Raw genomic sequence first — 15,254 nt, forward strand, 5'->3', positions numbered from 1 at the left:
CGTTATGGCACTAGGCAAGAGGCAAGAGTGAAGAGGGTTTGGGCGATTTTACTTTTCGTTACATATTACGGTTTTTTGCCGTTCACCTACTTAGCACGAATATAATTAATAACGAGGCTAATGACAATAATATTAAGTTATTAAGAAAAATCGAAATTTATACTTAGTTATTGTCGGAAAACTTTGTTAAATATTTCCCAAAATTATCAGAGGTAAGCTGTAGTGCATTTAATTTTTATAACTCTAGTAGGGGTAATTCATGAATTATCCCTACTAAATTAGGGTTATCAAATTTAGCTGCGTAACAGCTTAAAAGGGAAAAGAGAACAGGAAAGAAATTTATCTTTACTCTTGCCTATTACCTATTTACAGATTAGATAGCACCTCTTTAGCAGCAGCTAATGTCTGTTCAATATCTTCGGAAGTATGTGCTAAAGAAGTAAAACCAGCTTCAAATTGAGATGGGGCTAGGTAAATACCATGCTCTAACATTCCGCGATGGAAACGACCAAATTTAGCTGTATCTGCCTTTTTGGCATCTTCATAGTTATGCACAGGTCCAGCGGTAAAGAATAGCCCAAACATGGCACTAATATGACCACCACAGGCAGCATGACCCGTATCTGCACAGATTTTTAGCAATCCATCAGCTAACTGTTTGGTAATTTTTTCTAAATACTCATAAGTACCGGGTTTGTTGAGTAGTTCCAGGGTTTTAATTCCTGCTGTCATGGCTAAAGGATTACCGGAAAGAGTTCCAGCTTGATAAACTGGGCCTGCGGGGGCAACCATTGACATAATCTCACGGCGGCCACCATAAGCGCCGACGGGTAAACCACCACCAATGACTTTACCCATTGTAGTTAAATCGGGGGTAACACCAAATTTGGCTTGTGCGCCACCGTAGGCAATGCGGAAGCCTGTCATGACTTCATCAAATACTAATAATGCCCCATATTCTTGAGTAAGTTCCCGTAGTCCTTCTAGGAAACCAGCATCAGGGGTAATAAAACCAGCGTTACCAACTACGGGTTCAAGAATGACTCCGGCGATTTCGTGGGGGTTTTGTTCAAATAAGGCTTTTACGGCTTCCAAATCATTGAAAGGCGCGGTTAAGGTGTTGGCTGTGACGGATTTTGGTACTCCTGGGGAGTCGGGTAAACCCAGGGTAGCAACACCAGAACCGGCTTTGACCAGGAACATATCTGCGTGTCCGTGATAGCAGCCTTCAAATTTGATCAATTTTTCTCGATTTGTAAAGGCTCGCATCAGGCGTAATACCGCCATACAAGCTTCTGTGCCAGAGTTAACGAATCTGACCATTTCGACGCTAGGAACGGCATCAATGACCATTTCGGCTAAAACGTTTTCAAGAGCGCAGGGAGCGCCAAAACTTGTGCCTTTATCTAGGGCTGCGTGTAGTGCGGATATGACTTCTGGATGAGCATGACCACAAATAGCGGGGCCCCAAGTCCCAACATAGTCAATGTATTTGTTGCCGTCTACATCCCAAATATATGCGCCATTCACACGATCAAATACGATGGGTTGTCCACCGACGGATTTAAAAGCGCGAACGGGAGAACTGACTCCTCCGGGCATCAGGTTTTGAGCAGCAGCAAAGATTTCTTGTGATTTTGTGGTTTTAATTGTGGTGTTTACCAAGGGTATCTCCTCTGAGGTGGTGATTAAAATTGAGCTTCTATCTTAGGATAGGGTGAAAAGTTGCTTGTGAATTTCTCTGGTATGGGATTAGCTGAAAATGGTATCTTGAGTCAAAGAATTATTGTAAATTAACTGGTATGTCTTCTTCTGAACTGAAATCGCTTTCATCTGCTATCCCTGTGGACAAAATTCGCTACGATGACAAGGGTTTAGTGCCGGCAATTATCCAAGATTATTTGGATGGAACTGTGTTAATGATGGCTTGGATGAATCGGGAATCGTTGCAAAGGACTTTGGACACTGGGGAAACTTGGTTTTGGAGTCGTTCCCGGCAGGAATTTTGGCACAAGGGCGCGACTTCTGGACATATTCAGAAGGTACAAACTATTCGTTATGACTGTGATAGTGATGCTCTGTTAATCGGGGTGGAGCAGTTGGGTGATGTAGCTTGTCATACTGGAGAACGTAGTTGTTTTCACCAGGTTGATGGCACGGTGACACCACCACCAGGGGATAGTTTATCACAATTGTTTGCGGTAATTTGCGATCGCCGCGATCGCCCCAATGAAGATTCTTATACCTGCAAGTTATTGGCTGGTGGTGATAATAAGATCTTGAAAAAGATTGGTGAGGAAAGCGCGGAGGTAGTCATGGCCTGTAAGGATGATGATGCCGATGGAATTGCTGGTGAAGTTGCGGATTTGTTTTATCATACTCTTGTAGCCTTAGCGCATCATCAGGTTGATTTAAAAGCAGTTTATCGGAAGTTACAAGAAAGAAGGAAATAGGCTAATTTATGAATAATTGTCTGATAGCGTAGCGTGGCGCAAGCCATATCAGGATAACCAATATCTGAGGATTTACAGGATTGATGGTTAACATTTTTACTGTCTGAATCAGGATAACCAGGATTTGAGGATGTACAGGATGATGATGAAAATTGTAGGTTGGGTAGAATGAAATGAAACCCAACATTATATTAATTGTCACAAATCAGGATAACCAGGATTTGAGGATGTACAAGATGATGATGAAAATTGTAGGTAATAAAATCACAATTTTATGATTTCAACAATGACAGACAAATAAACATCCTGAAAATCCTTTAATCCTGGATATCCTGATTCTGACAAATAAATTATAAAATTCACCAACAATTAAACAATCAAAATCCTGAAAATCCTTTAATCCTGGACATCCTAATTCTGACAAATAAAGACACAAAATCAAACCATCAATTAATCAATAACATCCGGTAAATCCTGTAATCCTGGTTATCCTGATTCAGACAAATAAATTATAAAACTCACCAACAATTAAAATCCTGTAAATCATAATTCTAAAAAACCAGGAAAAACTAAAAATGACTATTAACACAATTTTAGCAGAATTTAGACAAAGTTCCACTTCTCCCCGTGATTTAGGAGATAAATTTGAACGTTTAATGTTAACTTATCTCAAAACTGAAAACTTTTATAAAGATCATTTTAGCCAAGTTTGGTTATGGATGGATTTTCCTAAACGCGGAAATATGCCAGATACAGGAATTGACTTAGTAGCAGTAGAACGCTATACTGGGGATTATTGGGCGATTCAATGTAAATGTTATAGTCCAGATCAGACTGTAGAAAAATCAGATATAGATTCATTTTTCACCGCTTCCGGGACAAATTTATTTAAACAACGGATGATTATTTCTACTACTGCAAAATGGAGTAAACACGCCTTAGCAGCTTTAAAAGATCAACAAATTCCTGTTATTCTTGCTACTATTCATGATTTAGAAAATAGTCCTATTGATTGGGATAAATTCAGTTTAAAAAATCCTGATCATTTAGAACTTAAACCTAAAAAACAAATTCGTCCCCACCAACAAACCGCTTTAGAAAAAGTCCTCACTGGGTTTAAAACGGGAGATAGAGGTAAATTAATTATGGCTTGCGGTACGGGTAAAACCTTTACTGCTTTGAAAATTGCGGAAAATTTCCCTAAGAAAAATAATTTAATTCTCTTTTTAGTTCCTTCTATTTCTTTACTTTCCCAAACTTTGCGAGAATGGACAGCAGAAAGTGATATTAATTTTCATAGTATTGCAGTTTGTTCTGATGTGAATGTCGGTAAAAATAACAAAAAATCTAAAAATGATGATGTTGCAGATATTACTGTTAATGATTTAGCTTTTCCTCCCACTACTAACGCCCAAGATATTATAAAATCCTATCACAGTATTCAATCTAAAAATAAATCAGAATTAACCGTTATTTTCTCAACTTATCAATCAATTCAAGCAATTTCCGATGCACAGAAAAAAGGTTTACCAGAGTTTGATTTAATTATCTGTGATGAAGCCCATAGAACCACAGGAGTAACGATTTCTGGTGAAGATGAATCTTATTTTGTGAAAGTACATAATCAAGATTTTATCCAAGCTAAAAAACGTCTTTATATGACAGCAACTCCTAAAATTTATCATCATGAGGCTAAAAATCAAGCACAAGAAAATGATGTTTTATTATGTTCCATGGATGATGTAGATCTTTATGGTAAAGAATTTCATCGTTTAGGTTTTGGTGAAGCTGTTAGTGCTGACTTATTAAGTGATTATAAAGTTATGGTATTAGCAGTAGATAAAAATTTTGTTAATGCAACTTTTCAACAACAAATTTCTGATGGAAAGTATGTATTAAATTTAGATGATAAAGCTAAAATTATTGGTTGTTGGAATGGTTTAGCAAAACGTATTCTTAATGATGAAGAAGGAGACGACACAGAAGATAAAACCCCAATGAAACGCGCGGTTGCGTTTTGTCGCACTATTGAAGATTCAGAAAAAATTGTCAAATTATTCGCTAAGAATATCAATGATTATCAAAAATTAAACCCCGAAGATGAAACAATTTTACAATGTGAATTACAGCACGTTGACGGTAAACAAAACGCTTTACAAAGAAATGAAAAATTAGAATGGTTAAAAGCTGAACCCCCCCTAACCCCCCCTACAAGGGGAGGAAATAGCGGTAATATCTGTCGAATTTTATCAAATGCGCGGTGTTTATCGGAAGGGGTAGATGTACCCGCGTTAGATGCGGTGATATTCTTCACACCTCGTAATTCTGTCGTGGATGTGGTACAGTCCGTTGGTAGAGTGATGAGAAAAGCTGAGGGGAAAAAATACGGTTATATCATTTTACCAGTTAGTATTGCGGCAGATATACCTCCTGAAATTGCTTTAAAAGATAATGAATATCAGGTAATTTGGCGAGTTTTACAGGCTTTACGTTCTCATGATGAGAGATTTAATGATACTATCAATAAGATAGAATTAAATAAACGTCGTCCTGATAAAATTAATATTATTGGTATAGGTGGTAAAGAAAAAAGTGATTCTTCTCAAAGTTTAAAAATAGAAACTACCTATAAACAATTAGAATTGAATTTTCCCATTGAAGAATGGCGAGATGCAATTTATGCGAAAATAGTTACTAAATGTGGTAATCGTCGTTATTGGGAAGATTGGGCTAAGGATGTAGCGAAAATTGCTGAAAGTAACACTTCCCGAATTAAAGCATTATTAGAAAATTCAGAATCAGAAGCGAAAAAAGTATTTGATGACTTTATCACAGGGTTACATCAAAATATTAATCCTAATGTCAGTGAAGATGAAGCCATTGAAATGTTATCTCAACATTTAATTACTAAACCTGTTTTTGATGCTTTGTTTGAAGGTTACGAATTTACTAAGTTTAATCCTGTTTCTCAGACAATGCAAAGAATGTTAGATGTGTTAGAAGGTCAATCTTTGCAGAAGGAAGTAAAGACTTTAGACAAGTTTTATGAAAGTGTCAGAAAAAAAGCTAGTGGTATTGATAATGCAGAAGGAAAACAGAGGATAATTATTGAATTATATGATAAATTTTTCCGTGCGGCTTTTCCCAGGTTGGTAGAAAGATTGGGAATTGTTTATACTCCCGTGGAAGTGGTAGATTTTATGATTAAAAGTGCTGATTTTGCTTTAAAACAAGAGTTTGGAGTGGGTTTAACTGATGAGGGTGTGCATATTTTAGACCCCTTTACCGGGACGGGTACTTTTATGGTGCGGTTATTGCAAAGTGGGTTAATTAAACATGAGGATTTACAACGGAAGTTTAGTTATGAGTTGCATTGTAATGAGATTGTTTTATTAGCTTATTATATTGCAGCAATTAATATTGAGGAAAGTTATCATTTTTTAACTAGATCCCCCCTTACCCCCCTTAAAAAGGGGGGAAATATAGAAGTCCCCCTTGATAAGGGGGATTTAGGGGGATCTTCTTATCAACCTTTTAATGGCATTGTTTTAACAGATACATTTCAAATGTTTGAGAATGAGGGTTATTTGTTAGAAAGTATCTTTCCTGAAAATAATCAACGGGTTATTAATCAAAAGCAAAGGGATATTACTGTGATTATTGGTAATCCTCCTTATTCTGCTGGACAAACAAGCGAAAATGATGGGAATAAAAATCTCAAATATGAAAATTTAGATCAAAAAATTGCCAATAGTTACGCTAAACATTCCACAGCTACGAATAAAAATAGTCTTTATGATTCTTATATTCGCGGTTTTAGATGGGCTAGTGATAGAATAAAAGACCAAGGTATAGTTTGTTTTGTCAGTAATGGTTCATTCATTGATAATAATGCAATGGATGGTTTTAGAAAGTGTTTAGTCGCTGAATTTACTAGCATTTATTGTTTTAATTTACGAGGTAATGCGAGAACTTCTGGAGAACAAAGAAGACAAGAAAAAGGTAATGTTTTTGGTGAAGGTACAAGAACTACTATTGCGATTATTTTCTTAATCAAAAATTCCAGTAAGAAATCAGAAAATAAGGTATTTTATCATGATATTGGTGATTATTTAAATCAAAAAGAAAAACTAGATATTATTAAAAATTTCGGTGATATTTCTACTATGAAATGGCAAGAAATCACCCCTAATGAAAATTATGATTGGATTAACCAACGTCATGATGATTTTGAAAGTTTTATTTCATTGGGTGATAAAAAAGATGCAACTACTAAAACTATTTTTGATGTGTATTCAGGGGGAGTAAAAACAAATAGAGATGCTTGGGTTTATAATTTCTATCAGCAATCAGTTATTAATAATATGACGAGAATGATTGATTTTTATAATCAACAAGTTGAACAATTTAAAGATTATGTAAAAGGTCAAACATTGACTAATGTTGAACAACGAAATAAATTGTTAGAAAGTTTTATTGATACTGATGCTAAAAAGATTAGTTGGTCTGGAGAATTAAAGGAAGACTGTGGTAAATTAATAATACATACTTTTAATCCTAATCAAGTGGTTACAGGTATTTACCGTCCTTTCTGTAAACAGAATTATTACTACAATAAAGACTTAAATAATCGTCTTTACCAAATTCCTAAAATATTTCCTAATCAAAATTTAGAAAACTTAGTAATTTGTGTAACTGGACGTGGTTCTACAAAAGAATTTTCTGCTTTAATAACTAATATTTTACCAGACTTAGAGTTAATTTCTAAAAGTCAATGTTTCCCCTTATATATCTACGAAAAACAAAGCGAACTAGGATCACTATTTGCAACAGCAAACACAGAACAATACACCAAAAAAGAAAACATCTCCGATAGCATCTTAAAAGAATATCAGCAAAAATATCAAGACAAAACCATCAGCAAAGAAGACATCTTCTATTACATTTATGGAGTATTACATTCACCCGAATATAAACAACGCTTTGCATCAGACCTCAAGAAAATGTTACCACGAATCCCCTTTACAGCCGATTTTTGGACATTCAGTCAAGCCGGTAGAGAATTAGCGTATTATCATATCAACTATGAAACCATAGAACCTTATGAATTAGAAGAATTTAAAAAAGAATTATATTTAGATCACCAAGATTATCAAGTCGAAAAAATGGTCTTTGGTAAGAACAAAAACGGCATAGATAAAACCATCATCATCTATAATAGTAAACTTACCCTATCGCAAATCCCCCTAGAAGCCTACGAATATATAGTAAATGGCAAATCAGCCCTAGAATGGATAATGGAAAGGTACAAAGTCACCAAAGATAAAGATAGTGGCATAATTAACGACCCTAACCATTGGTCAGAAAATCCCCGTTATATAGTGGAATTAGTCAAAAGGATTGTGAAAGTAAGTTTAGAAACAGTGAAAATAGTTAATAGCTTACCAGCATTGAATGAGATTGTCTGATAATATTTGTCTGAATCAGGATAACCAGGATTATAGGATTTACAGGATGTGATTTTTAAATTTCTGGTTTAATTTTGTATCTTTTTGTCAGAATCAGGATAACTAGGATTATAGGATGTGCAGGATGTAATTTTTGTTTACTAAAAGATGATAAATATAGATTAAATAATGATATCATATCTTTAAATTCTGATGCTATGATGCAAACAGAAAATTGATCAATAACATCCTGTTAATCCTGAAATCCTGGACATCCTGATTCTGACAAAAAAAGACACAAAATCAAACCATCAATTAAACAATAACAATCCTGTTAATCCTCAAATCCTGGACATCCTGATTCTGACAAATTCCCACAGAAAAATAATCAATAACAATCCTGTTAATCCTCAAATCCTGGATATCCTGATTCTGACAAATAAATATTGAGGCGCGGGCAAGATGCCCACCCCACAAGATGATAGAATTATCTAAACTACAACCTTTTCTAAAATCAATTTAGAACGCTTCATTTTTTCAGGAATAGCCACAGGATAATCACCAGTAAAACAAGCTGAACAAAAACTATTAGTATCTTCTCTGGTGGTTTCTAGCATTCCTTTCCAACTCAAATAAGCTAAACTATCAACTTGTAATTGCTTGGCTATTTCCTCAACTGACTTCGTAGCAGCAATTAATTGATCTTGGGTATCAGTATCAATACCATAGAAACAAGGATGAGTTACAGGAGGAGAAGAAATTCTCATGTGAACTTCGGACACACCAGCATCACGCAAGGCTTGCACAAGTTTACGGCTAGTAGTTCCCCGGACAATGGAATCATCAATAATGACAACTCGCTTACCGAATAAGACATCTTTAAGGGGATTAAGTTTCATTTTAATCCCTGATTCCCGCATGGCTTGGGTAGGTTGAATAAAGGTGCGACCGACGTAGCGATTTTTAATCAGTCCTTCACCATAAGCTATACCAGAAGCTTGAGAAAAACCAATGGCCGCAGGAATACCAGAATCAGGAACACCAAACACTAAATCAGCTTCTACAGGGGCTTCAGCCGCCATTTTCCGTCCTAACCGCATTCGATAACTATATAAAGTTTCGTTGTGCATGAGGCTATCAGGACGGGCAAAGTAGATCATTTCAAAGATGCAAAGTTTGCGTTCTGATTGTTGATGCCATTGAAATGATTCTAAACCAGTTTCAGTGATCCAAACCAATTCTCCAGGGGCAACATCACGCAGATATTCCGCACCGATAATATCTAAACCGCAGGTTTCGGAAGCGAGAACATAACGGACTGGGTTACTATCTAAAGTACCAATGACTAAGGGACGAATGCCGTTGGGGTCACGGACTCCCATTATACCATCAGGTGTGGCAATAGTCAGACTAAATGCACCCTCGCAACGATGAAAGGCACTCATAGCCCCTGTTACCCAATCTGCACCAGCGTTGACTTCTTGAGCGATCGCATAAGCAATCATTTCCGAGTCCGTGGTCGTGATTAAGTTAAACTTATCTTTGAGTAACTCTTCTCGCAATTTTACGGTATTGACTAAATTACCATTATGTGCCAGAGCTAATAAACCCAACCGAGTTTCGACTACAGCGGGTTGGGCGTTAACTTTACGACTAGAACCGGTAGTGGAATAGCGATTATGACCAACTGCCAGATTTCCGGGTAATTGATCTAAGATAGTTTCATTAAAGACTTGAGACACCAAGCCCATATCTTTGTGCTGGTGGACACGCGTACCCTCAAAGGTAGCAATTCCAGCAGATTCTTGACCCCGATGCTGAAGAGCATACAATCCAAAGTAGGTCAATTTAGCAACGTCTTGTTCTGGGGCATAAATGCCAAACACACCACAAGCTTCTTCTGGTTTGTCACAGGCGTTTTCATCCGAGGTAACGGAATTAAGGGGAATCATGCTGGTATTGCTCCTGGTGGGGTGTCGATTCAGTGGGAACTAGGAATTGGTGATTGGTGATTGGTGATTGGTGATTGGTGATTGGTGATTGGGAATTGGGAATTGGGAATTGGGAATAATTAATTTTTATCCTGACTCCTGACTCCTGACTCCTGACTCCTTCTTCTTAACAAATCTTTAACCATCCATTAAAACAGTACCGTAAATTGGTTAAGAATCAAGTATGAATTGTGAATTTTCGTATTCAAACCTTGATTTTTGCTGTTGATTAGGTATTGGTGTAGATAGCGAGACGTTTAGAGATTGCCTGAGAATAGCGATCGCTCATATCTTCGAGACTAACCTGGAGTAACTTATGGTTATCTGCGGTTAAAATCTCTAAATTACCGGAATTAGTTACTGTTCCCAGTTTTTGCCAATTCTCTGGAAGAGTTCGGTGTAAATAGGATTCCCATTTTTCTTGGTTTTCTCCACTGACAGAAACTAAAATTCTCGCCCCACCTTCACCAAAAAGAACTTCATCAAAACGGGAATCGTGATTTGCACTAATTGGGAAATTAATTTCCGCCCCCAAATTCCCAGAAAGACAAGATTCCGCTATAGCTACAGCCACACCACCCTCAGCCGAATCATGGGCAGAATTTACCCAACCAGCGCGAATACCCTCACGACAAGCCTTTTGTACCAGTCGTTCTAAATCAAAATCAATTCTAGGGGGCTTACCAGCGATCGTATTATGAATAGTTGCCAAATATTCAGAAGCACCCAATTCTATTTTATATTTTGGATTTTGGATTTTGGATTGAATTGATAAACCTAGAAGATAAATTATATCATCTGCATTTTGCCAACCTTGTCCGCAAATTTTGGTTAAATCAGGAATCAATCCCACCATACCCACAACCGGAGTCGGGTAAATTGGTTGAGGATTACCTTCCGCGTCAAAAGTTTCATTGTAGAGAGAGACATTCCCCCCAGTTACCGGCGTTCCCAACTCCCGACAACCCTCACTCAAACCCCGACAAGCGGACGCTAATTGCCAATAACCAATGGGTTTTTCTGGACTACCAAAATTGAGGTTATCCGTCACAGCGATGGGTTCAGCACCCACACAGCTAAGATTGCGGGCAGCTTCCGCGACTACTGCCTTTGCCCCCTCATAGGGATCAAGATAAACATAACGAGAATTACAATCTACCGTAGCTGCAACGCCGGATTTTAGATTTTGGATTTTGGATTTTGGATTTTGGGGTGCTTCTAAGGGACGGATACGAATGACAGCCGCATCAGCACCACCGGGTAACAATACGGTATTATTTTGAACTTGATGGTCATATTGGCGATAAACCCAGCTTTTAGAAGCAATAGAGGGAGTATCTAACAAAGTCAATAGAATCTGATTCCAACTTTGCAGACTTCCTGCAATTTCAATACCCGCAGCATTGCCAACAGGTAAACTATCACTTGTCCATTGCCATGCTTTTTGGGCATATTCGGGGACTTCTGTTAATAATTCTCTTTCATACAAAGGCGTATTTTCCGCCAAAGCATCAGCCGGGATTTCGGCAGCTATTTTCCCCTCAAACCAAATTCTGACAATGGGTTCTGCAATTACAGTCCCCGCAACCACCGCTTGCAGTCCCCAACGGTGGAAAATATCAATTAATTCCTGTTCTCGTCCTTTTTCGGCCACAAACAACATTCGTTCTTGAGATTCCGAAAGCAGGTATTCATAGGGAATCATTCCCGATTCCCGCACCGGAATTTTGTCTAAATCGAAGTCAATCCCCACACCACCTTTTGCAGCCATTTCCGAAGTGGAACAGGTGATACCCGCAGCCCCCATATCCTGTGCCGCAACTACAGCCCCGGTTTTAAATGCCTCTAAACAAGCTTCAATTAAGGACTTTTCGACAAATGGATCTCCCACTTGCACAGCGGGACGGTTATCCATTGATTCCTCAGTCAATTCCGCACTGGCAAAACTTGCGCCGCCCATGCCATCCCGTCCGGTGGTTGAACCGACATACAGCACGGGATTTCCTAAGCCTGAAGCCCCTGATTTGACAATTTCTGCCGTTTCCATCAAACCCAGTGCCATGACGTTGACCAGGGGATTGACCGAGTAGGCGGGGTCAAAATAGACTTCACCACCTACAGTCGGCACTCCAACGCAGTTACCATAATGGCTTATGCCCGCCACTACGCCTGTAAACAATCTTTGGGTTTTGGGATCATTCAAATCACCAAAGCGCAAAGAGTTTAATAAGGCTATGGGACGCGCCCCCATGGTAAAAATATCTCTTAATATCCCACCTACTCCCGTGGCTGCACCTTGAAATGGTTCAACGGCGGAAGGGTGGTTATGGGATTCTATTTTAAACGCTAATTGTAGTCCGTCGCCGATATCCACAACTCCAGCATTTTCACCGGGTCCGACAAGAATGCGGGGACCTGTGGTGGGAAACTGTTTGAGTAATGGACGGGAATTTTTATAACAGCAATGTTCTGACCACATCACCCCAAACATTCCTAGTTCGGCTTTGTTGGGGTGACGGCCTAAGCGGCGGACGATTTCGGTATATTCTTCTGGTTTTATGCCTTCTGAGGCTATTTCTTGGGGGGAAAAGGGATTTTCACCAAATGTGGTCATGGAAGTTATGCACCAAGAGGACAGAGAAATATTCTATCTGAGATTCCCAACTTCTTTTTTTTTAATCTTGTCATTGACAAAAATTTCTGGTAAATGGGCTGGAATCGTATCAGGTTTGTGTTTGACACTCCCCGGTCTAAAGACGCGGGGATTCTTAAGATTTTACAATCCTAATATCCTGTTCACACAGGTTCCCAGACTCAGTACGTTTGCACAAAAGTGCGTGCTGATACCGCCAGTTGCTCTACTTGGGGAAACCCCAAGACCGCACTGGCTCATCTTCTGGGCGTTTAGCTGTTAAACAGCAAGTTTCGCGGAGTCCCCACGTACTATTTTGAAACCTCTATCTCTGATAGTCTTTGCAGCACCAATATCGGCGTGTTCGTGATATCCGCATTCCGTACAAATGAATTTCTCACCATCACGGTTTGACTTATCAGTATGCCCACAATTTCTGCATTCTTGACTGGAGTATTTAGGATTAATTTTAATTACAACTTTTCCTTGCTTCACAGCGAGATACTCAATTTTTAAAATTAAATCACTCCAACTTGCATCAGAAATAGAACGGTTTAATCCTTTTTTTCTAGATTGCCCATTCTTTAAAAATCTTCCAGTTTTTTCATCGGTCTTAACTTGGCAACGCCTCAACATACCGGAGACATTTAAATCTTCTAAAGCAATAGCATCAACCTTTCTAGAAACTATTGTATTAGCAACACTCCATTGATAAGCAGTCCTTTTATCTGTAATCTTTTTGTGAAACCGTCCTACCTTATTAGCTGCTTTTTTACGATTCTTACTACCCTTGACTTTACAATTAATCCGTCGCTGTCTGATTTTTAAAGTGCGTCTAGCTTTTTTTAGATATGGTAATGCCGTTATTTGAATATCACCAGCACTGCGTCGAGGGTTTTTGAGTTTGCCATCCTTGTTAGTTTTAGCATCTTTCCACGGCTCTCCACTTGCTCCATTTTTACTGACAAAACAAGTTAATGGACAAGCTTCTGCTTTAGTCCTAATATCGCAATAGTCACCTTGAATAAATTGCTGATTGTATTGAGCTATTCTGTCAGCCAAACTCCAATTGTAAGTAGACCGGAGCATATCTAGCCAACCGTCCATTTTATCGGATTGACTAATATTAGGACGTAGCTTATATACATAGTTTGTTAGCAAATATAAGTCCCTCCCATTGTTGTTTCCTTTATTTGATTAAACAATAGCCATATACAAATAGCAAGTAAATATTTTAAGGTTATGGCTAAGTTTTCTCCAGACGAGTACAGGCACGAAAGCAACGCAGTCTCACTGCTGAATTGTCTATTGCGTAAAATTTGATTAATTTCTTTTCTTACTAATGCCCAAAATGGATTATCCAATAATTGAAGCATAAATTTCATAAAATGTCTTTACCTTGATCTTGTAGTTTCCCTTTCTTTTTTGTTACTCTAACTCACATAAGGCGTTAACTTACTTAAATTAATAAGATCATCATTATTAGGCTTTTTTGCGGTTAAGTTTTAGCGTGAGTCTGATTTTATACTTGTTAATCCTAAGCATTCAGCTAATTGTGCAATTTTGAGTTCTGCTTGTTCAGCCCTGATTCTTGAGAATTGGGCTTTTTCTTGACCATAAACCTAATTCTACTCCTCAAGGTAAAATAGAATAATGTCGACATTCATTACTATGGGATGAACAATGAAACAAATAGTCGGTTCTGATACGGCATTTCTATGGCTATCAAGAGATAATAATTAAATCTTCAATCAATCTTGATTATCATCTGACACAAAATTAATAATTAGTTTCATAACTAATGACTAATAACTGATGATTGATCACTAATTAGGTCTTGTTCTGATGTCAAATATTTATAATACCCAAGAGTTAATTCAGATATTGGCAACCGAACGCCAAGCTTGCTTAAAAGGTGAACGTTTAAAGTTAGATGTAACTGTTTCTGGTAATCCATTTATAGATCAGTTTGTCAGAACCGACGGACTGCAAAGATTCACGGCCTACCAAGATTTTAAAACCTCTATTCATGAATATCAACGAGAAAATCAAGTTTCTGGAATTATCTGGAAAGATATGACTGTTAAAGGTAAAAATCTGCATTATCCAGAAATTGATACTGAATTAATCGCTTTAGAAAGTGATTTAGAAATATTGAAACCTGCCAAAGATACAATTTTAGAATTTTGGTATTTAGTCACAGGGGAAATGGATTTACATTTAAGTTTTAGTAATGGTAAACAACATCAAAAAATTGTAAAAGTAGATGTAGAAAGAATTGTCCAAAGAACAGAATGGGCAACTTTATTAAAATGGGAAAATCCGAACTTTCTAGAAATCATTTTACAATTAGGTTGGGGACAACCCCAAGAAGCAGCTTATAAACGGGGAAGACCACTAGCAGGGAGTGAATTTATTCATGCAGTTAATCCGGGATGTTATCCTATCGGTTAATATGAGGATTTTCATCAAGGTGTGGGGGTTGGTTGTGGTGTTATTTCGGAAGTAGGAACACCCATATAAAAAAGTAGAAATACTAAAACAAATGCTGCAAATGCTCCTGTGGCTTTAACTTGGGTTTTTGTCCTCATAAAAGGTATTGAAGCTTGTAAACCAAGATCACCAGAAACTAAATAACCGACAATACCAGCAAATGCAGATGCTAAAAATCTTACAATAGCTAAAGCATTACCATTCATACTTCTAGTGGTCTGTCAAGCTAAAAGTTGTG

General features: G+C 37.7%; 8 protein-coding genes. 3 read left to right on the forward strand and 5 right to left on the reverse strand.

Annotation, left to right across the window (positions count from 1 at the left end; all coding sequences use genetic code 11):
* Positions 1-366: 366 nt before the first annotated feature.
* Positions 367-1,665, reverse strand: coding sequence for a glutamate-1-semialdehyde 2,1-aminomutase (gene hemL / locus FJR06_RS01485; protein ID WP_015083066.1), 1,299 nt, complete (start codon positions 1,663-1,665; stop codon positions 367-369).
* 137 nt (positions 1,666-1,802) lie between these two features.
* Between hemL and hisIE the strand changes: the two genes are divergently transcribed.
* Together hisIE and FJR06_RS01495 are read left to right on the forward strand one after the other, a co-directional pair.
* Positions 1,803-2,453 carry a bifunctional phosphoribosyl-AMP cyclohydrolase/phosphoribosyl-ATP diphosphatase HisIE gene (gene hisIE, locus FJR06_RS01490; RefSeq protein ID WP_168650479.1) on the forward strand — a complete coding sequence of 217 codons (651 nt, stop codon included), beginning with the start codon at positions 1,803-1,805 and terminating at the stop codon, positions 2,451-2,453.
* A 575-nt stretch (positions 2,454-3,028) separates the two neighbouring features.
* Positions 3,029-7,921 carry a type ISP restriction/modification enzyme gene (locus tag FJR06_RS01495; protein ID WP_168650480.1) on the forward strand — a complete coding sequence of 1,631 codons (4,893 nt, stop codon included), beginning with the start codon at positions 3,029-3,031 and terminating at the stop codon, positions 7,919-7,921.
* Positions 7,922-8,391: 470 nt separating this feature from the next.
* Here the strand turns inward: FJR06_RS01495 and purF are convergent, their stop codons facing one another.
* The 3 genes from purF to FJR06_RS01510 all read right to left on the reverse strand — a co-directional run bounded on the left by purF (position 8,392) and on the right by FJR06_RS01510 (position 13,684).
* Entirely contained in the window at positions 8,392-9,852 is a 1,461-nt protein-coding gene (gene purF, locus FJR06_RS01500; protein ID WP_168650481.1) for an amidophosphoribosyltransferase, read from the reverse strand.
* A 268-nt stretch (positions 9,853-10,120) separates the two neighbouring features.
* The gene (gene purL / locus FJR06_RS01505) at positions 10,121-12,505 is read right to left on the reverse strand and encodes a phosphoribosylformylglycinamidine synthase subunit PurL (RefSeq protein WP_015083070.1); all 2,385 of its coding nucleotides are present in this window, start codon (positions 12,503-12,505) and stop codon (positions 10,121-10,123) included.
* Between the two features lie 297 nt (positions 12,506-12,802).
* Positions 12,803-13,684 (reverse strand): RNA-guided endonuclease TnpB family protein, encoded by an 882-nt coding sequence (locus tag FJR06_RS01510; RefSeq protein ID WP_015083071.1) that lies wholly within the window; start codon positions 13,682-13,684, stop codon positions 12,803-12,805.
* A gap of 684 nt (positions 13,685-14,368) precedes the next feature.
* Between FJR06_RS01510 and FJR06_RS01515 the strand changes: the two genes are divergently transcribed.
* On the forward strand, positions 14,369-14,977 hold the full coding sequence (locus FJR06_RS01515) for a hypothetical protein (protein WP_015083072.1): 609 nt from the start codon (positions 14,369-14,371) through the stop codon (positions 14,975-14,977).
* Positions 14,978-14,991: 14 nt separating this feature from the next.
* On the opposite strand, the gene FJR06_RS01520 is transcribed toward FJR06_RS01515, so the two are convergent.
* Positions 14,992-15,222 (reverse strand): hypothetical protein, encoded by a 231-nt coding sequence (locus tag FJR06_RS01520; protein ID WP_041458563.1) that lies wholly within the window; start codon positions 15,220-15,222, stop codon positions 14,992-14,994.
* Positions 15,223-15,254 lie beyond the last annotated feature (32 nt).

Origin of the sequence: Dolichospermum sp. UHCC 0352 (assembly GCF_009711925.1) — a bacterium.
GTDB classification, from domain to species: Bacteria; Cyanobacteriota; Cyanobacteriia; order Cyanobacteriales; family Nostocaceae; genus Dolichospermum; species Dolichospermum lemmermannii.

Excerpts from the sequence above, each read along its gene's own strand:
- hisIE (WP_168650479.1), top strand. The coding sequence starts at position 1,803 with ATGTCTTCTTCTGAACTGAAATCGCTTTCATCTGCTATCCCTGTGGAC.
- FJR06_RS01495 (WP_168650480.1), top strand. The coding sequence starts at position 3,029 with ATGACTATTAACACAATTTTAGCAGAATTTAGACAAAGTTCCACTTCT.
- purF (WP_168650481.1), bottom strand. The coding sequence starts at position 9,852 with ATGATTCCCCTTAATTCCGTTACCTCGGATGAAAACGCCTGTGACAAA.
- purL (WP_015083070.1), bottom strand. The coding sequence starts at position 12,505 with ATGACCACATTTGGTGAAAATCCCTTTTCCCCCCAAGAAATAGCCTCA.
- FJR06_RS01515 (WP_015083072.1), top strand. The coding sequence starts at position 14,369 with ATGTCAAATATTTATAATACCCAAGAGTTAATTCAGATATTGGCAACC.
- FJR06_RS01520 (WP_041458563.1), bottom strand. The coding sequence starts at position 15,222 with ATGAATGGTAATGCTTTAGCTATTGTAAGATTTTTAGCATCTGCATTT.